Raw genomic sequence first — 21,438 nt, forward strand, 5'->3', positions numbered from 1 at the left:
AGAACCACATGCCAACCGGAAACAGTGTCATTCCGTCGTCCGTGCTCGGAACCGACGAACGCAAGCTCGTCGCGGAGTTCGTCGACGAACGGATCCGGCCGGTCGCCGGCGAACTGGACGAGACCGAACGATTCCCCGAAGAGATCTACGCCGAGATGGGCAAGATCGGGCTCTTCGGCATCACCGTGCCCGAGAAGTTCGGCGGATTCGGCGGCACCGCCCTCGACTACCTGTTCGTCATGGAGTCGCTGTCCTACGGTTATGCGTCGGTGGCCGACCAGTGCGGGCTCGTCGAGATCCTCGGCAGCCTGCTCGGCAACTACGGCACCCCCGAGCAGCAGGAGCAGTACCTGCGCCCGATGCTCTCCGCCGAGAAGCGCTGCGCCTACGCGCTCACCGAGCCGGGTTCCGGTTCCGACCTCGGGTCGATCACCACGCGGGCGGTGCGCAGCGGCGACGGCTGGGTGCTCAGCGGCGAGAAGATCTACATCCACAACGCCCCGGTCGCGGACTTCGCGGTCGTGCTCGCCGTCACCGACCCCGAACTGGGGAAGCGCGGTGGCATCTCGGTGTTCCTGGTGGATGTCGACCAGCCCGGCGTCAGCCGCGCCTACCACGAACACAAGATGGGGCAGCGGGCGTCCCAGGTCGGCGGTCTGGTGTTCGACTCCGTCCGGCTGTCGTCCGACGCGCTCCTCGGTGAGGAGGGCAAGGCGTTCGGTTACATGATGAAGGTGCTTGCCAAGGGCCGTCTCGGGATCTCGGGACTGAGCCTCGGCATCAGCCGCGCCGCACTGGACGCCGCCACCCGGCAGTCCCTCGACCGCAGCCAGTTCGGCAAGCCGATCTCCGCCAACCAGGGCATCTCGTTCTCCCTCGCCACCGTGGCCACCGAACTGCGGGCCGGCACCGCGCTGTCGGTCGAGGCGGCGCGGGCCCTCGACACCGGCGCGGCGGACGCCGAGACACTCTGCTCGATGGCCAAGCTGTACGCGTCCGAGGGATGCGTGCGCCACGCCGACGCCGCCGTGCAGGTGTTCGGCGGCAACGGCTTCATCCGCGGGTACGAGGTGGAGCGCCTCTACCGCGACGCCCGCATCACGAAGATCTACGAAGGCACCAGCGAAATGCAGCGGCTCATCATCAGCCGGGCCGTGCTGAAGGGTGCCGCGGGCACCGGCTCGGACGAACGATGACACCGGCGAACCGATCGGTCAGGGCGGCGGCCCGGGCCGTCGGCGTTGCCGCGGCCATCTCCGTCATGGCGAGTTCCGCCGTCGCCTGCTCGACGGGATCGGAACGGACCGAGCGGGAAGGCGCCACCGTCGACCGCGGCGACATGGTGATGGTCTCCGAGGTCCGGTCGCTGACCAACCCGTACGAGGCCGCGTGGGTCCAGGGCAGCCGCGCGTACGCCGAATCGCTGGGGATCGAACTGAAGGTGATCGTCTACGGCGGCGATTCGCAGAACGCGCTGTCGCAGTTGCAGTCTGTGCTCGCCGCGGGAAAGACCGTCCTGCTCAACATCAATCCGAACACGAGCGCCGACACCCCGGCGATCGTGCGTGCCGTGCAGAACAGCGGCGGGTGCGCGGTCACCCAGTGGAGCAAGCCCTCGGACCTGCACCCCTGGGACGTCGGCAACGGGTGGGCGTCCTACGTCGCCTACGACGGGGTCCAGCAGGGCGCCGACACCGGGAAGGCGCTCGTCGATTCGCTCGGCGGCACCGGCGGCGTGATCGCGCTGCAGGGGTTGCTCGCCAACGAGATCAGCCAGACCAGGTTCCAGGGCCTCCAGCAGGCCATGGACGGACAGTCCGGCGTCACCCTGCTCGACGACCAGCCCGCCGACTTCGACCGCAACAAGGCGTACACCACCACGCAGACCCTGCTCAACAAATACGGCGACCAGGTGAACGGCATTTGGGCCGCAACCGATTCCATGGCCCTGGGTGCGCTGCAGGCGGTGCGTGAAGCGGGCCGGGCGGGCGAGATCAAGATCGCCAGCGCCGCGGACGCCACCCCGGAAGGGCTGGGCGCCATCGCCGACGGCGAACTGCTCTCCACCTACACGACCGACCCCTATTTCAACGGAGCGATGGGCCTCGCCATCTGCTACCAGGCCATGACCGGGGAGATCGACGTCGCGTCGCTGCCCCGCGAGAACCGCGAATTCTACGTCGAGCAGTCGCTGATCACCGCGAGCAACGTCGACCGATTCCGCACCGTGCCGAGTGACGAGGAGATCGTGCGGTCCGTGCAGGATCCCTTCTCCCGCATCACCGGCCCGGTCGCCCGGTAACCCCTCACCATTCACGAACCACACAATCTTCCGAAGGAGTGACGATGTCGACGACCGAAATGACGGGGGAGGTGACGACTCCCGCCGAAACTCGCCCGCCCACGCGCACCACCAGACCCCGCGTGCGACGGTTACTGTCCACCGCAGGCCCGCTCACCGCCCTGCTCGGACTGTGCGCCGTGTTCGCCGCACTGGCTCCCGGGTTCGCGACGGCGAGCAACGCGATGGCGATCGTGGAGCAGGCCGCCATTCCCGTGGTCCTCGCGATGGGCGCCACGCTGGTGGTCCTGGTGGGCGGCGTGGACCTGTCGATCGAGGGCGTGATGGCGGCCAGCGGGCTGACGTTCGTCCTGCTCGCCGCGAACAGCGTCAACGGCAACGACCTCGGACTCCTCGCGGTCCTGATCGCGCTGGGCGTCGGTCTGCTCTTCGGGGTGGCCAACGGGGTGCTGCACGTCGTCGCGCGGGTGCCGTCCTTCCTCGTCACCCTGGGAACCTGGTTCGTCGGGCTCGGTGTCGCCACCGTGCTCTTCGGCACCGCCACCCCCCAACTCGCCGACCCGTCGCTCGCCGCCTGGGCGGGTGGCCACTGGCTCGGACTTCCCGTCGTCGTGGTGTTCGCGCTCGCCGCCGTGGCCGTGACAGTGGTGCTGTGCAAGGGAACCCGGCTGGGCATGCACACCTACGCGATCGGCGGCGACGAGTCGACAAGCCGCCTGGCGGGCGTCCCGGTCGGGCGCACCAAGGTCATCCTGTTCGCGGTGGCCGGACTGCTGTCCGCGCTCGGGGGAGTGCTGGCCACCATCCGGCTGGGTGTCGGCGACGTGAGCGTCGGATCGGGAAGCCTGTTCCTCACCCTGTCCGCGGTGGTCGTCGGCGGCACCCTGCTGTCCGGTGGTCGCGGTGGGCCCCTGCACTCCCTGGTGGGTGTGCTGCTCCTCGTGGTCCTCGGCAACGGGCTTCTCCTCTCGGGCGCCAGCCCGTACATCCAGCAGGGCGCGCAGGGACTCATCATCGTGGTCGCGGTGATCGCGACCGGGTGGCCCGCCCGCAGTCGATTGAGGGTCGTGAAATGACATCTCTCCTGGAACTCCGCAACGTCACGAAGAAGTTCGGGCCCAACACCGTCCTCGACGACGTGAGCCTGTCCATCGCTCCGAACGAGGTGGTGGGACTGATCGGCGAGAACGGCGCCGGCAAGTCGACACTGCTCAAGATCCTCGCGGGAGTGCACCGCCAGGACGGCGGCCGGATGGTGCTCGGGGGGCGCGAGGTGAGCTTTTCGAGCCCGGCCGACGCCGCCGGCCACGGGATCGGGGTCGTGCATCAGGAGCAGTCGCTGCTGCCGAACCTCACCGTCGGCCAGAACCTGATCCTCGGGCACGAGGGCGACACCGCCCGTGCCGGATTCCTCCGCCGGCGCCGGATCCGCGCCCGCGCCCAGGACATGTTGTCCGTGGTGGAGTCGACGGTCGACCCCGGTGCGCTCACCGAAACGCTCGGTTTCGCGCAGCGACAGATGGTGGAGGTGGCGCGCGCCGTCGCGTCCAGGCAGTCCGAACACCCGCCGCTCCTCATCCTCGACGAGCCGACATCGGTGCTCGAACCCGAGGATGTCGAGGTGCTCCACCGCCGGGTCACCGCTCTCAAGGAGCGTGGTTCCGTCATCTTCGTCTCGCACCGTCTCGACGAAGTCCTCCGCTTCTCCGACCGCGTGTACGTGCTGCGCGACGGCAAGGTCGTCGGCGAGCGGATCGCCGCGGCGGCAACCGAATCCGAGCTGTACCAGCTGATGATCGGCAAGGGTGCGGCCGAGGAGATCTACTCGTCGGAGCGCAAGCGCGCCGTCTCCCGGACCGGCACGCCTACGCTCTCGGTCCGCGACCTCACGTGTGGCGGCAAGGCGACGGGCGTCTCGCTCGACGTCCACGCCGGCGAGATCGTGTCGGTGGTGGGGGTGGTCGACTCCGGCCGCGAGGAGGTGGCCCGCGCCGTGTTCGGCGCCGTCCCCATTGATTCCGGAACCGTCGAGATCGACGGGCAGCGTTCGGCGCCCCGATCACCGGCGGACGCCGTGCTGTCCGGTGTCGCGTACGTTCCCGCCGAGCGTCGCGTCGAGGGCATGATCGCCGGGGCGACCGTCGCGCAGAACATCGCGACGGTGCATCCGGTGAAGGCGGGCGGCGGCCGCATCTCCTCCGGCGCCCGAGTGCAGGAGACGGCGCGCACCTGGATCGACACACTCGGCATCCGGCCCGCCGACCCCGACGCCGACATCGCGCGACTGTCGGGCGGCAACCAGCAGAAGGCCGTGGTCGCCAAGTGGATCCTGGGCGACGGCCTGAAGGTGCTGGTGCTCGACCACCCCACCCGCGGGCTCGACATCGGCGCGAAGGAAGACCTGTACGCACTGTTCCGCGATCTGTCCGAGCGGGGAGTGGCGATTCTGGTGCTCGCCGACACCCTGGACGAGGCGATCGGCCTCGGCCACCGCGTGATCGTGATGCGCGACGGTGAGATCACCGCCGAGTTCGACTCGCCGCCCGGAAACCCACCCAGCAAACTCCAACTCCTCGAGAAGATGATGTGATCGCCGTGGCAACAGAAACTTTCACCGAGAGGACTTCCGCCGAGACGCGCGCACCCGGGGGTGCGGCGGCCGCGGTGTCCCGGACGACGCGGGACCGGCTGCGCCTGGCGGGACCGTCGGTCGTGCTGGTCGCGCTCGTCCTCCTCGTCGCGCTCGCCGAACCGAACTTCCTGTCCGTGAACGCCCTCGCCGTGGTCTCGGCGCAGGCGGTCCCGATCCTGCTGCTGGGGCTGGGGCAGATGTTCGTCATCCTCACCGGCGGCATCGACCTGTCGGTAGCGGCGCTCGCGTCGCTCGCCACGGTGATCCTGGCGACGGCGATCGGGTCGCTCGGCCCGCTCGCGGTCGTCGTCACCCTCGTGGCGCTCACCCTGATCGGTGCGCTGACCGGTCTGCTGATCGTGTTCGGGCAGGTCCCGTCGTTCGTCGTCTCGCTCGGTGCGCTGGGATTCTGGGGTGCGGTCGCGCTCGTCGCCTCGGGATCGACCACCATCTACATCAGCGAAGGCTACGACGCGATCTTCTGGCTCAGTTCGTGGACGGTGCTCGGACTGCCGATGGCGGTGTGGGCGGGCGTGGCCGCGGTCGCCGCGGTGTTCTGCGCGATGCGGTTCTCGCCGCGGGGCAACGTCTTCCACCTCGTCGGGCTGGGGGAGATCGCGGCGATGATGAGCGGCGTCCGGACCCGGGTCGTCCGGGTCGGAGCCTTCGCCCTGTCCGGCTTCTTCGCGGGAGCCGCGGGTATCGTGTTGTCGGCCCAGCAGCAGAGCGCCGCACCGCAACTCGCGGATTCGCTGCTGCTTCCCGCGATCGCGGCCGTGCTGGTCGGCGGTTGCGCCATCACCGGTGGAATCGGTGGCGCGTGGCGGGTGCTCGTCGGCGCCCTGGTGGTCACCGTCCTCCGGGTGGGCGGTTCGGTGGCCGGCATCGATCCCAGCTTTCAGCAGATCGTGTACGGCGTGGTCGTCATCGTCGCGGTCGCCGTCACGCTCGACCGCAGCCGGCTCTCGATCATCAAATAGGACTCTGTGTGAGTGTGAGATTCGAAGGAGAACGATGAGTACGACGGCACGCGGTGCGGTGATTCACGAAGTGGGCGGCAAGTGGGAGGTCGACGATCTCGTCCTCGCCGAGCCCGGTCCCGGAGAGGTGCGGATCAAGGTGATGGCGTCCGGGCTGTGCCACTCCGACGATCACCTCGTCACCGGCGACATCCCCAACACGCTGCCGCTGGTCGGCGGTCACGAGGGTGCCGGGGTGATCGACGCGGTCGGTCCCGGGGTGACCCGGCTCGCCGTCGGTGATCACGTCGCCACCGCCTACCTCCCCGCCTGCGGAACTTGCGCCTGGTGCGCGCAGGGGATGCAATATATCTGCGATACGGGGGCCGGTATGGAGGCTGGTTTCATGCTCGACGGAACGGCGCGGTTCGCCACACAGTCGGGGCGGCCGATCGGCGCCATGCAGCGCCTCGGCACGTTCGCGAACTACCTCGTCACCTCCCAGGCCCAGGCCGTGAAGATCGACGCGGACATCCCGTTCGACGTGGCCTGTCTCGTCTCGTGCGGGGTTGCGACCGGCTGGGGCTCCACCGTGAACGGCGCGGGCGTCCGTCCCCGGGACACGACGCTGGTCGTCGGGGTCGGCGGTGTGGGGATCAACGCGGTGCAGGGTGCCCACCACGCGGGGGCCGCGCACGTCGTCGCCGTCGACCCGGTGGCGTTCAAACGCGAACGTGCCCTCGAACTCGGCGCCACCCACGCGTACGCGTCGATCGACGAGGCCATGCCGTTCGTCCGCTCGGTCACCAACGGCCAGGGCGCCGACAACGCCGTCGTCACCGTCGGCGTGGTGGACGGTCAGCTGATCGCCGACGCGTTCGGCGCCGTCCGCAAGGAGGGCACCGTCGCGGTCGTCTCGATCGGCCAGAACGCACCGGGGATCCCGATCAGCCCGCTCGAACTGGTGGTCTACGCCAAGCACCTGCGCGGGGTCCTGTTCGGCAACTGCAACCCCACCCGGGACATCCCGGCGCTCCTCGACTACTACAAGTCGGGACGATTGAAGCTCGACGAACTGATCACCAGGCGATACGCCCTGGACCAGGTGAACGACGCCTACGCGGACCTGCACGCAGGGCTCAACCTGCGCGGCGTCCTCATCCACGAACACTGACAAGGAACGGCTCCAGATGTCGACAGTCGAAGCAACACACCTCCGCACCTACGGGCACTTCATCGGTGGCCGGGCGGTGCCCCAGTCGGACACCACGTTCGAGCGGATCAGCCCGGCCGACGGCCGCGTACTCGCGACGTACACCGCGGGCACGCGCGCCGACGCGCTCGACGCCGTCGCCGTCGCCCGCACGGCGTTCGACGAGGGTGAATGGCCGCACTGGACCGCGATGGACCGCGGCCGCGCGCTCCTGCGCTGCGCTGGGCTGATGCGCGAACACGAGGAACACCTCGCCCGCATCGACGCCGAGGAGACCGGCAAGCCGATCACCCTCGCCCGCGGTGACGTCGCGGCGAGCATCGAGTTGTTCGAATACGCGGCGGCCCTGGCCATGACGATGCACGGTGAGGCACACACGGCGCTGGGCGACGACTGCACCGCCATGGTGGTCCGCGAGCCGGCCGGTGTGGTCGGCATGATCATTCCCTGGAACTTCCCACTGCTCCTGCTCGCGCAGAAGCTGCCGTTCGCGCTCGGCGCCGGCTGCACCGCGGTGATCAAGCCCGCGGAGTTCACGTCCGGCACCGCACTCGAACTGGCCCGGTTGCTCACCGAGGCCGGCGTCCCCGACGGCGTGGTGAACGTGGTCACCGGTGCCGGTTCGGTGGTCGGCGCACCCCTCGCGGAGAGCCCGTTCGTCGACATCCTGTCGTTCACCGGGAGCACCGAGACGGGCAAGCGCATCGTGGAGGCGTCCGCGGGCAGCGTCAAGAGGCTGTCGATGGAACTGGGCGGCAAGGCCGCCAGCGTCGTGTTCGCCGACGCAGACCTCGACGACGCCCTCGACGGGGTGCTGTTCGGGGTGTTCTTCAACCAGGGCGAATGCTGCGTGTCGGGCGCCCGGCTCCTGATCCAGGATTCGATCGCGGACGCTTTCCTGAGCCGCCTCGTCGAGGCCGCCGGCCGCATCACGGTGGGCGGTCCGCTCGACGAGGCGAGCGAACTGGGTCCGATGATCGACGCGGGCCACCTCGCGAACGTGCTCGGCCACATCGACGCGGCGCGGCGCGACGGTGCAACCGTCCTGACCGGTGGTGGACGGCTCGACGGCGAGAACTGGGGACGAGGGCATTTCGTCGCTCCCACGATCCTCGACGGCGTCGGCGAAGAATCCGCCGCCTTCCAGGAGGAGATCTTCGGCCCCGTCCTCACCGTCACCCGGTTCAGCGACGTCGACCACGCCATCCGGCTCGCGAACGCCACGGAGTACGGACTGGCCGGGTCGATCTGGACCAAGAACATCGACAAGGCACTGCGGGTGGCCCGCGAGATGCGCAGCGGCCGGGTGTGGGTGAACACCACCATCGACGGCGCCCCGCAACTGCCTGCCGGCGGCATGAAGCAGAGCGGGTTCGGCCGCGAGATGGGCCAGGCCGGCTTCGACGAGTTCACCGACGTCAAGACCATTCAGATCCGCACCGGACCACGCACCCGCGTGTTCCCGAACTGGACCGGAGGCAACCGATGAGTGCAGGCACCTACGACTACGTCATCGCGGGCGGTGGCACGGCGGGCTGTGTGCTCGCCGGGCGGCTGACCGAGGATCCGACGGTTCGGGTTCTCCTGCTCGAGGCCGGCGGCAACGACCGGCATCCGTTCATCCACGTGCCCGCGGGATTCGCGAAACTGACCGCGAGCAAATACGACTGGGGATTCTCGAGTGTCCCCCAGGAGCATTGCAACGGGCGCGTCATCCCGCTCGCTCAGGGCAAGGTCATCGGCGGGGGCGGCTCGATCAACGCCCAGGTGTTCACCCGCGGCGCGCACGAGGACTACGACGAGTGGGCGCTGAAATACGGTTGCGCCGGATGGTCGTTCGACGAGATCCAGAAGTACTTCCTCCGGTCCGAGGACAACGAACGACTGTCGGCGCCGTACCACGGGACCGACGGGCCGCTCGGAGTGTCCGACCCGATCAACCCGCACCCGCTGTCGAAGTCGTTCGTCCAGGCGGGGCAGGAATTCGGCCTGCCGTTCAACGGCGACTTCAACGGCGATCACCAGCACGGTGTCGGCCTCTACCAGACGACCACGAAGAACGCCCGCCGGTGCAGCGCCGCGGTCGGGTACCTCGCACCCGCCAGGAAGCGTCCCAACCTGACGGTGCGGGAGAACGTCGCCGTGTCGCGGGTTCTGCTCGACGGCGGACGCGCCACCGGGATCGAGGTGCTCACCCCGCACGGTGTGGAGACGTTCCGCGCGTCGCGCGAGGTGCTCGTCGCCGCCGGCGCGTTCGGATCGCCGAAGATCCTGCAGCTGTCCGGGATCGGGCACCCGGACGATCTGCGGGACGCGAATGTCGAGGTGGCCCATGCCCTTCCGGGGGTCGGCCGGAACCTGCACGATCACTGCGATCTCGACGTCATCTACGAACTCCGCGAGTACCAGAGTCTCGACCGCCTGAACCTGATCCGTCYGGCCACGGCCAAGGCGGGACTCGAGTACGCCGCCTTCCGGCGGGGCCCGCTGGCGTCGACGGTCGTCGAGGCCGGTGGGTTCAGCTTCGGGCACGCGCAGGAGTCGATCCCGGACCTGCAGTTCCACTTCCTGCCCGCCGCCGGCGTCGAGGCAGGCGTCGCGGCGGTCCGCCCGGGGTACGGCTGCACCCTGAACTCGTACGCGCTGCGGCCGGAGAGCCGCGGTACCGTGAAGATCAGGTCGAACGATCCCACCGCCCAGCCGCTGATCGACCCGAACTTCCTCGCCACCGACTTCGACCTCGAGTCGAGCATCGAGGGGCTGCGGCAGAGCCGGGAGATCATGGCGCAGTCGTCGATGGCCCGGCACATCAAGGCGGAGCACCTGGCAGGCGGCCTGTCGGTGAACACCAAGGACGACTACGTGAAGTTCGTTCGCGCGTACGGCCGCACCTCGTACCACCCGGTCGGCACGTGCGCGATGGGCGTCGGCGACGACGCCGTGGTCTCACCGGAACTGAAGGTGAGGGGCATCGAGGGTCTGCGGGTGGTCGACTCGTCCGTCATGCCGCGGATCGTCAGCTCCAACACGCAGGCTCCCACCGTGATGATCGCCGAGAAGGCCGTCGATCTGATCCGTGGGGAAGGATGACCGGATGACCACATTTTCCGGACTGACCGCAGACGTCGCCCGTGAGGCCGTCGAACTCGCCCTCCCGTCGATCGAGAACCTGTCCCACGGAAGCCCGGGGCACCTCGTCGTGCTCCGGCCGGGCGTCGCCCCGTCCGCCGATGCGGAGTTGCCCGTCATCTACCGCCGCAGCTGGGGTGAGAAGAAGGACTGGCGAGGGCCGTACGACGCGATCGCCGAGTCGAAGGCGCGGATCAGCTGGACCACCGGACTGCCCTCGCACGCCGTGCAGCAGCTGCACCCGTACCTCTACCAGCAGGGGTGGACCAAATGGGGTGGCAGCGCCGTGGGCGAGGGCGGGCTCGTCGTGGCGTACAGCGGCGACAAGTGGTTCCACGACCAGTTCTACTCGGAGCTCGTCGTTTCGGCGATCAAGGTGGTGTGCCTCCGCGAGATGGACGCCGTGCTGCGCGACCCGGGCACCCTGTTCCTCGGCAACGGAAGTGAGAATCCATGAAGGTGAACGACACTCGGAGATTCGGGCGCGCCGGCTTCGGCGTCACCCTCCTCGGCTACGGCGGTGCGCCCATCGGCAACATCTTCCGGCCGATCCCCGAGGTGGACGCCCAGGCGCAGATCGCCGAGACGTGGAACATGGGTGTGCGGTCGTTCGACACCGCACCCATGTACGGGCACGGACTGTCCGAGCACCGATTGGGCCACGCACTGCTGACGGAGGACCGCGAAGGCTACGTGTTGTCCACGAAGGTCGGGCGCACGCTGACACCCGCGGCGCGTGGGTCGTTCGACACCGGGATCTGGGTGGACACCCCGCCGTTCCGGGCCGACTTCGACTACTCGTACGACGCGGTCCTGCGGCAGGTGGAGGACAGTCTGCAGCGCATGTGCCAGGACCGGTTCGACATCCTCTACGTGCACGACGTCGACCGGTACACGCACGGCGACGCCCAGCCCGCGCGGTTCGCGGAGGCGCTCGCGGGTGCGTTTCCCGCACTGATCCGGTTGCGGGACGAGGGTGTGGTCCGGGCGATCGGTATCGGGGTCAACGAGGCCGACGTCTGCGTCGACGCCCTCGAACGCGTCGACCTCGACTGCGTCCTCCTCGCGGGAAGATACACACTGCTCGAGCAGGATCCGGTGAAGGGCCTGCTGCCCCTCGCCGCGGAACGCGACGTCGCGATCGTGCTCGGCGGTGTGTTCAACTCGGGTGTCCTGGCCACCGGCGCGGTGCCCGGCGCCAAGTTCAACTACCAGCCGGCGCCGGAAGAGGTGCTCGGCCGGGTACGCGACTTCGAGAAGTTCTGCGCGCGCCACGGGGTTCCGTTGGCGGCCGCGTCGATTCAGTTCGCGGCCGCGCATCCCGCGGTGCGGGAACTCCTGCTGGGCGCCAGGAGCTGCGACCAGTTGCGGCAGAACGCGGCCTGGCTCGAACACCCGATCCCGGCCGAATTCTGGCAAGACCTGCGCGCTGCGGGGCTGATCCGGGAGGAGGCGCCCACCCCGACCTGACCGCCGGTCACATCGTGTACGGAGACGTCGAGTTCTGCAGTTCCTCCAGGAAGTCGGAGGGGACCGTCGGCCGGTCCGGGGGCCAGTCGCCGGCCAGTTGATCGGCCCGCAGATCCGCGACCAGTGCGACGACGAAGGGCCCGCCGTCGGGAAGTACCCGGTGGAGTCCGCGCGCCGCGCAGATCGAGGCGATGGACGCGAGTGCCTGCTTCGCCTCGTCTTCGCGGCCCGCCGCGGCGAGGCACGCCACCCGGAGGCGTTCGGCCAGCAGGTGGCCGCGGTTGCGGCCGGTGCCTGCCAGCCGGTCGGTCCACTCCTGCGTCCACGCGCACGCCGTCTCGATGTTCTCGCGGGCCCCGGTGGCGAGCAGCATCCGGACCGCGGTGGCCTCCTCCACCTGCGCGACGATCTCGTCGATGCCCGCGACCGGGCGCCGCCGGTTCTCGTAGCGGACCGGGTCCGGTGCGCCGAGGGTCGGATGCGGGGCGATCCCGAGTCGCCGGCGTTCGTTCTCGACGCGGGCCCGCAGGCGGGCGAGGGAGAAGGTCCCGGCCACCTCGAGTCCGGCGTGGAGGCGTTTCGTCGCTTCCTCCCGGTCGCCGCGCAGCGCCTTGACGTGCGCTCCGGAGACGAAGCGGGCGACCTTGAAGTCCACCCCGCCGGTCTCGATAGCCAGGGTGTATCCGTCGTCGAGGAGACGCTCCGCCTCCTCGACGTCCCCGCGTTCGTAGAGCACCTCACCGAGCAGCGACCCCGCGAGCCGGGCGGACGGTGCGCGCGGCCCGCCCAGTTTCCGGCCTGCGCGGCGGGCGCGCCGGAAACGGTCGACGGCATCGTCGATGTCGAGTTGCTCGTACGATGCGACACCCAGATAGCTCTGGCCGTGAACGACGTTGTGCGGTCCCTTGTTCCGCTCGTAGAAGGGCCGCGCGACCTCCTGGATCCTGCGCACTTCCGCGAAGTCGAAGCGGTACACGGCGGCGAACGTGGTGACGTTGAACGCGGCGCACACCACCCACGGGTGCAGCGACTCCGGCCGGGCGAGGCAGTCGCCGACGAGTTCGTCGATCCGTTCGGTGCGGTCGTTGCGCAGTTCCGCCACGGCACGCACGACGCCCGCCTCCGCCCGCAGATCCGCCGTGTCGCCCGCGCTCGCGTCGCCGTGGGCGAGCGCCCGTTCGGCTCGTTCGAGGGCCCGTTCGGCGGCCGTGGTCCGGTTCGCCATCGCGTTCGCCCACGCCGTCGTGACCTGCAGCCGGGCGCTCGCGGCGACGAGACCCGGCGGCAGCATGTCGACCACCGCGGACAACGTCGCCGACTGCGACTGCTCGAGCAGCAACAACCCGTCGGCCTCGACGAGTTCCACGGCACGTTGCTCTTCGCCGCCGGCGAGGGCGTGCTCGACGGCTTCGCGGAGCAGGCTGTGGTCGCAGAACCAGCGGGACGCGGCGCGGTGCAGTTCCCGGATGCGGTCGGGCTGGTCGCGTTCGAGCCTGCGGCGCAGGAACTCGGCGAACAGGGTGTGGTAGCGGAACCACGTTCGCTCGTCGTCGATGTGGCGCAGGAACAGGTCCCGGTCCTCGGCCGCCTCGAGCAACGCCTGCCCACGGGCGGTGCCTGCGAGCGTGCCCGCGAGACTGCCGCACGTGCGTTCGGTGATCGAGGTGGCCAGCAGGAAGTCGAGCATCTCGGGTTCGAGGGTATCGAGGACGTTCTCGGCGAGGAATTCGCCGATCGCGTGGTGGCGCCCGGACAGTCCGGCGATCAGCTCCGACGGATCGGCCCGCCCGCGCAGCGACAGCGACGCCAGTTGCAGCGCCGCCACCCAGCCGTCCGTGGAGTCGCGGAGTTCGGTGACGTCCTCGCTGTCGAGGGGCAGGCCGCCGAGGTCGACGAGGAACGACTGTGCCTCGGAATCGTCGAAACGCAGTTCCGAATAATCGATTTCGACGAGTTCGTCCTTGACCCGCATCCGGCTCATCGGCAACCCGGCCCGGGTCCGGCTCGTCACCACGACCTGAAGGTGGTGGCATCCGTTGTCGAGGAGGAACTCCAGGGCGGCGATCGTCGCGGGTTCCGACACCCGCTGCCAGTCGTCGATGATCAGGGCGATCCGTTCGCCGCTCTCGTGGATCTGGTTGACGAGCGAGGTGAGCACGTACCGTTCGGCCTCGTCGTCGTGCTCCTCGAGGACTTGGCCGAGTTCCTTCGCCAGGTTGGGGCGCACGCGGCGGATCGCCTCGATGAGGTGCGCGACGAACCACACCACGTTGTCGTCGTCGCTGTCGACGGTCAGCCACGCGACCGCGACCCCCTCGTCGGCGAGGACGTTCCGCCACTGGGCGGCGAGGGTGCTCTTGCCGAATCCGGTGGGACCGTGGATCACGGTCAGCAGGCGACGGCGGCCGGCCCGCAGCAGGTCGATCAGCCGGCCGCGCTCCACGAGTTGCCGGGTCGCGGCGGGCGGCCGGAACCGGGTGGCAGGTGCGGGCGGCGGCGTCGACGTATATTTCGCCCTTCCGGTCGTGGAGGTCCGGAACGGACCGGAGACGGTCGAGACCGTGCCGTGCGAGGGGTCCTCGCCGTGATGGACACCGGGGTCGACGGGCATCGCCATCTCGTCCACGGCCAGACCGTGGTGGCGCTCGACCTCCCGCAGTTCGTCTCCGAAGGCGGCGGCGGACGCGGGGCGATCTTCCGGTTTCCCGGCCATCGCCCGCTGGATCACGGCGCTGAGGTCCTCGGGGAATCCCTCGCTGCGCAGGTCCGGGACGGGCTGGGTGGTGATGCGCAGGAACTGCGCGATCACCTCCTCGCCGTTGTGCCGTTCGAACGCGGCGTGCCCGGTGATCGCGCTGAACAGGGTCGCGCCGAGGCTGTACACGTCGGACGCGGCGGTCGGGGTCCGCCCCGACAGCACCTCCGGCGCGGTGAACGCGGGGGACCCGGTGACGGTGCCCGCCGTCGTCTCGAACGCCCCCGACATCCGGGCGATCCCGAAATCGGTGAGTTGGGGTTCGCCGTACTCCGTGAGCAGGATGTTTCCCGGTTTGACGTCCCGGTGGAGAATGCCGACCCGGTGCGCCGTTTCGAGGGCGCCGGCGAGTTTCACCCCGATGCGCACGGCGTCGCTCCAGGGGATGGGACCGCGCCGCCGGATCTGCGCGTCCAGCGAATCGTGGGGGTGGTACTGCATCACGATGTACGGCCTGCCGGTGTCGGTGGTCCCGACCTGCATGATGTTGACGATGTGCGGGTGGCCGCTCAGCCTGCCCATGGCGCGCTGCTCCCGCAGGAAGCGCTCGAGGTTCTCGGCGTCGAGCGCGGAGGTGAGAACCTTCACCGCCACCGTGCGGTCGAGTTCCGGTTGCGCGCACCGATATACCACCCCGAACCCACCGTGCCCGATCTCCTTGGCGTCCTCCAGCCCGACCGCGGACAGCTCGGCCGTGAAGGTCGCAGACACCGACTCACGCTGGGTGGCGAGCGGGTCGAAATCGGTCATGCCACCACCTCTTCGCTCGCCATCGAGCATATCGCGGCAGGGGTGACGCCGAGGCCGGACAATCGAGCGATGCCACACGTGCGGAAAGTCGTGGATCTGTCCCACACCATCGGGCCCGGGATGCAGGTGTATCCCGGCGACCCGGTGCCGACCCTGATCCGGCACTGCACCCTCGAGCGCGACGGCTACAACGTCCTGGACGTCCGGATCGGTTCGCAGTCCGGGACGCACGTCGACGCCCCGGCGCATCTGAAGGCGGGGGCGGCGACCATCGACCTGCTGGCGCCGGAGTTGTTCGTCGGCCGCGGCGTCGTGTTCGACGTGCGCGGGGTCGGTGCGCGGCAGCGGATCACCCCGGACCTGATCGGGTCCCGGACGGACGACGTGCGGCCGGGCGACATCGCCGTGTTCCATACCGGGTGGTCTCGCCTTTACGGCACGGATGCCTATTACACGCATCCGTTCCTGGACCCCGCGCTGTGCGCACTGCTGCTCGACCGGGGAGTGCGGACGTTCTGCCTCGACGCCCCGAGCGTCGACGAGACACCGGACGATGAGCACACCGATGCCGGATATCCGGTTCACCATCTGATCGCCGACGCAGGCGGCGTGATCGGCGAGAACCTGTGCCGGCTCGACCGGATCGACTTCCCCGACCCGCTCGTCAGCCTCCTACCGATCGCGCTGGAGGCCGGCGACGGAGCCCCCACCCGGGCCGTGGCGATGCACCTGGCCGACTAACGTGCTCAACCACCGGCGACGGACTGCAGAATCTGCAGTTCCTGCCCGGGGGTCACCGCGGTGCCGACGCCGCCGAGGAGCCGGACGTCCTCGCCGTCCACGTAGACGTTGACGTACCGCCGCAGGGCGCCGGTCTCGTCCCGAATCCGGCGGCCGAGAATCGGGAACTCTCCCGCCAGGACGTCGAGCACCTGGGAGACCGTCGAAGCGGAGTCGAGGGGCACGTGCACGGAGCGCTCCCCGCCGACGATCGACGCCAGCGCCCGCGGAACCCGAACGGTGACACCCTCGCTCATGATTCGATCACCGCGGCCCGCACGCACAGCACGTCGGGCAGGTGCGCCGCCACCGTGCGGAAGGTTGCGCCCTCGTCGGCGCTCCCGTAGACCTCGCCGCCGCGCGTGCCGAAATACACGCCGACCGGGTCGGCGGTGTCCACGGCGGCGGCGTCGCGGAGCACCACGTTGTAGTCGCGGTCCGGCAGCCCGCTGTCGAGGCGCGTCCAGCTGTTCCCGGCGTCGTCGCTCCGGTAGACGGCCGGCCGGCCGTCGGGCGGGATGCGTTCACCGTCCGCCTCGATCGGAACCACCCACACCGTTCCCTCGCGGCGGGGATGGGTGAGCATCACGAACCCGAAGTCCGTCGGCAGTCCGTCCGCGATCGACTTCCACGTGTCGCCGCTGTCGTCGGAGCGGTAGACCCCGTGATGGTTCTGGGCGTACAACCGGTCGGGGACGACGCCGTCGCGGGCGATCTTGTGGACGCACTGGCCGAACTCCGGGTTCGGGTCCGGGAGGAAGTAGGCGGTGATCCCGGTGTTGCGCGGCTCCCAGGACACACCCCCGTCCGTGGTGCGGTACACGCCTCCGGTGCTCATCGCGACGTGCACGGTGTTCTCGTCCTGCGGATGCGGGACGACGGAATGCGCTGCGGCGCCGCCGTATCCGGCCCCCCACTCGGGCCGGTGCGGATGGTCCCACAGTCCGCGTTCGAGGTCGAAATGCTCGCCGCCGTCGACCGACCGCCACACCGAGATGGGCTCACACCCCGCCCACACGACACCGGGACGGTTGTCCGTGTCGGGCCGGATCTGCCACACCCGCTCGAGTGCGGCGCCGTCGCCGTCGCCGAAGTGGATGGCGCCGTGGTCCGGTTCGGTCCAGGTGGCGCCCAGATCGTCGGAATGTGCGACGGTCGGACCCCAGTGTTCGGACCGGACCCCGACCAGGATGCGGGTGCGTCCACTCCGTGTGTCGATCCCGATGCTCGGAATCTCGTTCATCAGGAAATGCGGGCCTGACAGCGACCAGGTGTCGCGGTCGCAGCTGGTGGCGAGCCACAGGCCCTTCTTCGTTCCGATCGCGAGCAGGACGGTGTCGGCTGCGCTCATGAATCCATCGGACCACTCGGTCCGCCGGATGGCAACGACCGGGCGGGAACCTCTCAGCGCGAGGGTCCGTGCCCGATCCGCGCCCGCAGGTGGCTCAGTGCCCGGTGCTGCGCGACGCGGACGGCGCCCGGTGTGGTGTCCAGGACTCGCGCGGTCTGTTCGGCCGACATTCCCACGATGACGCGCATGAAGAGGATCTGCTGGTGCCGGACCGGGAGGGTCTCGACGAGCAGTCCCATCTCGCCGCGCAGTTCGTCGCGCAGGACGTGATGCTCGGGGCTGTCCTCGACGTCCACCACGTGATGCGCCGCGGCGGCGCGCGCGGTCGGCGGTACGGACATCCGGGTGGCGCGTCGCCGCGCGTCGGACACCTTGTGTGCGGCGATGCCGAAGATGAACGACAGCAACGACTTTCCCTGGTTCTGATACGTCCGCAGGGCGCTCATCAACGCGAGGCACACGTCCTGGGTGACGTCGTCGGCGGTCGTGTGCGGGTGATCCACCGATTCGAGCCGGGTGGTGCAGTAGCGGTGCACGAGCGGGTGCGCAATGCGGAGAACCTCTTCGACGGCGTCTTCGTCGCCCGTCGCTGCGTACGGCGCGAGTCGTTCCAACTCGGCTCTGGCGTCCAATTCGATCATGGTGTTCTCCCTGTTCCTGCGGCTGTATCCAGCCTCGGGGGAACACGCGATCGTCGATAGGCACCGCAGGGTGCGGAAGTCACCACCCCGGCTACGACTTCATAGCGGGATCTAGGACACGCGCTAGATGAGCGCAGATTCGGCAACAGAGGTTGTTACCTTCGTGGTCATGGACCCTGTCCGTAACCCCTATGCACCCGGCGCGGGGCAACGCCCGCCGGAGCTCGCGGGACGAACCAGGCAGCTCGACGCGTTCGACGTGGTGCTCGAGCGGATCGCGCGCGCTCGACCGGAACGCAGTGTGATGCTGACGGGTCTGCGCGGGGTCGGGAAGACGGTCCTGCTGAACCACCTGCGGTCGGCCGCCATCTCTCGGCGGTGGGGAACCGGGAAGATCGAGGCCCGCCCCGATCAGGATCTGCGGCGGCCGTTGTCTTCGGCGTTGCACATGGCGATTCGGGAGATCGCGGGCTCGCACCGCGACCCCGACCGGGTGGAGGAGTTCCTCGGCGTCCTGAAGTCGTTCGCCCTGCGTGCGACAGCCGACAAGGGCATGCGGGAGCGGTGGCAACCGGGGATCGACGCGCCCGCGGTGAAGGGTCGCGCCGATTCCGGGGACATCGAGATCGATCTGGTGGAATTGCTGCTCGACGCGTCGTCCCTGGCCCGCGACGTCGGGGTCGGGATCGCACTGTTCATCGACGAGATGCAGGACCTCGGCGCCGCGGACGTCTCCGCGGTGTGCGGGGCCTGCCACGAACTCAGCCAGGACGCGGCCCCGCTGATCGTGGTCGGCGCCGGACTGCCGCACCTGCCCGCGGTGCTGTCGGCGTCCAAGAGCTATTCGGAGCGGTTGTTCAGCTACCACCGCATCGACCGGCTGGACCGGGTGTCCGCGGACCGGGCGCTGATCGCGCCCGCCGAGCGCGAGGACGTGAAGTTCACCGACGAGGCGCTCGACGCGTTGTACGCGGCGGCCGACGGCTACCCCTACTTCGTCCAGGCGTATGGCAAGGCGACGTGGGACGTGGCCGCGGCGACGCCGATCACGGAGGAGGACGTGCGGGTGGCCGAGCCGACCGCGGAGGAAGAACTGGCGGTCGGGTTCTTCGGTTCGCGGTACGAGCGCGCGACGCCGGCCGAGCGGGAGTACATGCGTGCGATGGCCGATCTCTCCGGGGACGACGGCCCGGTCGCGACGGCGGCGATCGCGTCCGAACTAGGCCGCAAACCCGCGTCGCTGTCACCGGCGCGGGACGGGCTGATCAAGAAGGGCCTGATCTATTCGGCCGAGCGCGGGTCGATCGGATTCACCGTGCCGCACTTCGGCAGATATCTGCGTGCGCAGAACGACTAGCAGAATCTAGCTCTCTCTACGGATTTCAGTAGAGAATCGAAGATTGTCCTGTCGAGTCCCGGACGTGTGGTTCGGGCGCTGGCCCTCGCCGTGGCTCCGGCGCATGCTGGAGGTACGACGAAGGGATCAGCGATGTCGGACACTGTCGCCCGCAAGGTCATCGGTGCACACCTCCTCGACGGCCGGATGGAACCGGGAGAGGAGATCTCGATTCGGATCGATCAGACCCTCACCCAGGACGCCACCGGAACCCTGGTGATGCAGGAACTCGAGGCGCTCCACCTCGATCGCATCAAGACCGAGTTGAGCGCGCAGTACGTCGACCACAATCTGCTGCAGGCCGACGAGAAGAACGCCGAGGACCACGAGTTCCTCCGCACCGCCGCCCTGCGGTACGGGCTGTGGTTCTCGAAGCCGGGCAACGGGGTCTCTCATCCCACCCACATGCAGCGCTTCGGTGTTCCCGGCAAGACGATGATCGGTTCCGACTCGCACACCCCGGCAGCCGGATCGCTGGGCATGCTCGCGATCGGCGTCGGTGGGCTCGAGGTCGCCATGGCGATCGCGGGTCAGCCCCTGCACCTGCGGATGCCTCAGATCTGGGGTGTGGAGTTGACCGGCAGGCTCCCCGACTGGAGTTCGGCGAAAGACGTCATCCTCGAGATGCTCCGCCGCCATGGGGTGAAGGGTGGGCTGAACAGGATCATCGAATACCACGGGGAGGGGCTTGCGACGTTGACGGCGATGGATCGTCACGTCATCGCGAACATGGGCGCCGAACTGGGCGCCACGACGTCTATCTTTCCCGCAGACGACGCCGTCCGCGATTTCCTGCGCTCCGAGAGCAGGGAGGACGACTTCGTGGAACTGCTCGCCGATGCAGGCGCGGAGTACGACGTACACGAGTACCTCGACCTGTCGACGATCGTGCCGCTGATCGCGAAACCGTCTTCGCCGGGAAACGTGGTGCCCGTCCGGGAGGTCGCCGGTGAGGACGTCAGCCAGGTGGTGATCGGGTCGTCCGCCAATCCCGGACTGCGCGACTTCGCGATCGCTGCGGCCATGGTGTCGGGTAGGCAGACCGATCCGAGCGTGAGCTTCGACGTCAATCCGAGTTCGCGGGAGATCCTGGCCGATCTGACCAAGATGGGCGCCACGCTCGAACTCGTCGTAGCAGGCGCGCGAATTCACCAATCCGGGTGCATGGGCTGTATCGGCATGGGCCAGGCGCCGGCGACCGGGCGGAATTCTCTCCGGACGATGCCCCGCAATTTCCCGGGGCGTTCGGGCACCCGCGAGGATTCCGTGTGGCTGTGTTCACCGGAGACGGCGGCCGCGTCGGCTCTGACCGGGGTGATCACCGACCCGCGGGACTGGGCGGAGAAAGAGGGGATGCCGTACCCGGAGATCACACTTCCGGACCACGCGACGGTCAACACGGCCATGCTGGTGGCTCCGCTGCCGGAGGAAGAGGCTCGGCACGTCGAACTCGTGAAGGGACCCAACATCTCGTCCCTGCCCGAGTTTCCACCCCTGCCCGAGCGCATCGAGGCTCCGGTACTCCTGAAGGTCGGTGACAACATCTCCACCGACGAGATCTCTCCGGCCGGGGCACGGGCCCTGCCGTTCCGCTCCAACATTCCCAAGCTGTCCCGGTTCACGTTCACCCAGGTCGACGAGACCTATCCGGCGCGCGCGGAGGAGACGGCGAAGACCACCGGGCATTTCATCGTCGGCGGCGACAACTACGGGCAGGGGTCCTCGCGCGAGCACGCCGCGATCACCCCGCGCTACCTCGGATTGCATGCGGTGATCGCCACCTCGTTCGCCCGTATCCACTGGCAGAACCTCGCCAACTTCGGTGTGCTTGCGCTCGAATTCGAGAACCCGGACGATTACGACACGATCCGGCAGGACGACGTGCTGGTCCTCGACGGAGTGCGGGAGGCCATTCGTTCCGGCCCCCATCTGACCCTGTTCGACTCGACCCGTGACGTGGAGATCCCGGTGCGTCATCGGCTGTCCCCACGTCAGGTCGACGACGTGCTCGCGGGCGGATTAATTCCCCAGCTGGCACGCAGGGAGTGATCAGCCGGTCG

17 protein-coding genes are annotated in these 21,438 nt (G+C 69.0%); 13 read left to right on the plus strand and 4 right to left on the minus strand.

The window, feature by feature from the left end; genetic code table 11:
• Positions 1 to 8 precede the first annotated feature (8 nt).
• The 10 genes from AC1DWT_RS11710 (at position 9) to AC1DWT_RS11755 (ending at position 11,705) form a co-directional block, all read left to right on the plus strand.
• Positions 9 to 1,196: an acyl-CoA dehydrogenase family protein gene (locus tag AC1DWT_RS11710; protein WP_072946326.1), complete on the plus strand. Its 1,188-nt coding sequence runs from the start codon at positions 9 to 11 to the stop codon at positions 1,194 to 1,196.
• Between the two features lie 65 nt (positions 1,197 to 1,261).
• Positions 1,262 to 2,302 (plus strand): sugar ABC transporter substrate-binding protein, encoded by a 1,041-nt coding sequence (locus AC1DWT_RS11715; RefSeq protein ID WP_206015992.1) that lies wholly within the window; start codon positions 1,262 to 1,264, stop codon positions 2,300 to 2,302.
• 44 nt (positions 2,303 to 2,346) lie between these two features.
• On the plus strand, positions 2,347 to 3,378 hold the full coding sequence (locus tag AC1DWT_RS11720; RefSeq protein ID WP_206013368.1) for an ABC transporter permease: 1,032 nt from the start codon (positions 2,347 to 2,349) through the stop codon (positions 3,376 to 3,378).
• Positions 3,375 to 4,892, plus strand: a complete 1,518-nt coding sequence (locus AC1DWT_RS11725) for a sugar ABC transporter ATP-binding protein (RefSeq protein WP_072946325.1) — start codon at positions 3,375 to 3,377, stop codon at positions 4,890 to 4,892. Before AC1DWT_RS11720 ends, AC1DWT_RS11725 begins: the two co-directional genes overlap by 4 nt.
• A gap of 5 nt (positions 4,893 to 4,897) precedes the next feature.
• A complete protein-coding gene (locus tag AC1DWT_RS11730; protein ID WP_072946414.1) occupies positions 4,898 to 5,914 on the plus strand; it encodes an ABC transporter permease in 1,017 nt (338 codons plus the stop codon).
• Between the two features lie 34 nt (positions 5,915 to 5,948).
• Positions 5,949 to 7,067 (plus strand): Zn-dependent alcohol dehydrogenase, encoded by a 1,119-nt coding sequence (locus AC1DWT_RS11735; RefSeq protein WP_095862361.1) that lies wholly within the window; start codon positions 5,949 to 5,951, stop codon positions 7,065 to 7,067.
• 16 nt (positions 7,068 to 7,083) lie between these two features.
• On the plus strand, positions 7,084 to 8,595 hold the full coding sequence (locus tag AC1DWT_RS11740) for an aldehyde dehydrogenase family protein (RefSeq protein ID WP_072946323.1): 1,512 nt from the start codon (positions 7,084 to 7,086) through the stop codon (positions 8,593 to 8,595).
• Positions 8,592 to 10,196 carry a GMC family oxidoreductase gene (locus tag AC1DWT_RS11745; RefSeq protein ID WP_477920646.1) on the plus strand — a complete coding sequence of 535 codons (1,605 nt, stop codon included), beginning with the start codon at positions 8,592 to 8,594 and terminating at the stop codon, positions 10,194 to 10,196. The genes AC1DWT_RS11740 and AC1DWT_RS11745 overlap by 4 nt, the downstream gene beginning before the upstream one ends.
• A 4-nt stretch (positions 10,197 to 10,200) precedes the next feature.
• Positions 10,201 to 10,692 (plus strand): hypothetical protein, encoded by a 492-nt coding sequence (locus AC1DWT_RS11750; RefSeq protein WP_206013364.1) that lies wholly within the window; start codon positions 10,201 to 10,203, stop codon positions 10,690 to 10,692.
• Positions 10,689 to 11,705: an aldo/keto reductase gene (locus tag AC1DWT_RS11755; RefSeq protein WP_206013362.1), complete on the plus strand. Its 1,017-nt coding sequence runs from the start codon at positions 10,689 to 10,691 to the stop codon at positions 11,703 to 11,705. The genes AC1DWT_RS11750 and AC1DWT_RS11755 overlap by 4 nt, the downstream gene beginning before the upstream one ends.
• 7 nt (positions 11,706 to 11,712) lie before the next feature.
• On the opposite strand, the gene AC1DWT_RS11760 is transcribed toward AC1DWT_RS11755, so the two are convergent.
• Positions 11,713 to 15,210, minus strand: a complete 3,498-nt coding sequence (locus tag AC1DWT_RS11760; protein WP_477920648.1) for a protein kinase domain-containing protein — start codon at positions 15,208 to 15,210, stop codon at positions 11,713 to 11,715.
• Between the two features lie 69 nt (positions 15,211 to 15,279).
• Here AC1DWT_RS11760 and AC1DWT_RS11765 point away from each other — a divergent pair, with 69 nt between their 5' ends.
• Positions 15,280 to 15,951, plus strand: a complete 672-nt coding sequence (locus tag AC1DWT_RS11765) for a cyclase family protein (protein WP_206013356.1) — start codon at positions 15,280 to 15,282, stop codon at positions 15,949 to 15,951.
• A 5-nt stretch (positions 15,952 to 15,956) separates the two neighbouring features.
• Here the strand turns inward: AC1DWT_RS11765 and AC1DWT_RS11770 are convergent, their stop codons facing one another.
• Genes AC1DWT_RS11770 through AC1DWT_RS11780 form a run of 3 tightly spaced genes read right to left on the minus strand, consistent with a single transcriptional unit; the run spans position 15,957 to position 17,982 of the window.
• Entirely contained in the window at positions 15,957 to 16,247 is a 291-nt protein-coding gene (locus tag AC1DWT_RS11770) for a MoaD/ThiS family protein (protein WP_072946317.1), read from the minus strand.
• Complete coding sequence (locus AC1DWT_RS11775; protein ID WP_206013355.1) at positions 16,244 to 17,341, minus strand: WD40/YVTN/BNR-like repeat-containing protein; 1,098 nt, start codon at positions 17,339 to 17,341, stop codon at positions 16,244 to 16,246. Before AC1DWT_RS11775 ends, AC1DWT_RS11770 begins: the two co-directional genes overlap by 4 nt.
• A 53-nt stretch (positions 17,342 to 17,394) precedes the next feature.
• Positions 17,395 to 17,982, minus strand: a complete 588-nt coding sequence (locus AC1DWT_RS11780) for a sigma-70 family RNA polymerase sigma factor (RefSeq protein ID WP_206013353.1) — start codon at positions 17,980 to 17,982, stop codon at positions 17,395 to 17,397.
• Positions 17,983 to 18,151: 169 nt separating this feature from the next.
• On the opposite strand from AC1DWT_RS11780, the gene AC1DWT_RS11785 reads away from it, so the two are divergent.
• Both AC1DWT_RS11785 and AC1DWT_RS11790 read left to right on the plus strand, forming a co-directional pair.
• Positions 18,152 to 19,339: an AAA family ATPase gene (locus tag AC1DWT_RS11785; RefSeq protein ID WP_206013351.1), complete on the plus strand. Its 1,188-nt coding sequence runs from the start codon at positions 18,152 to 18,154 to the stop codon at positions 19,337 to 19,339.
• Positions 19,340 to 19,471: 132 nt separating this feature from the next.
• On the plus strand, positions 19,472 to 21,427 hold the full coding sequence (locus tag AC1DWT_RS11790; protein WP_072946313.1) for an aconitate hydratase: 1,956 nt from the start codon (positions 19,472 to 19,474) through the stop codon (positions 21,425 to 21,427).
• The last annotated feature ends 11 nt before the right edge of the window (positions 21,428 to 21,438 follow it).

The sequence above is a fragment of the Rhodococcus sp. P4_B6 genome (assembly GCF_056402215.1).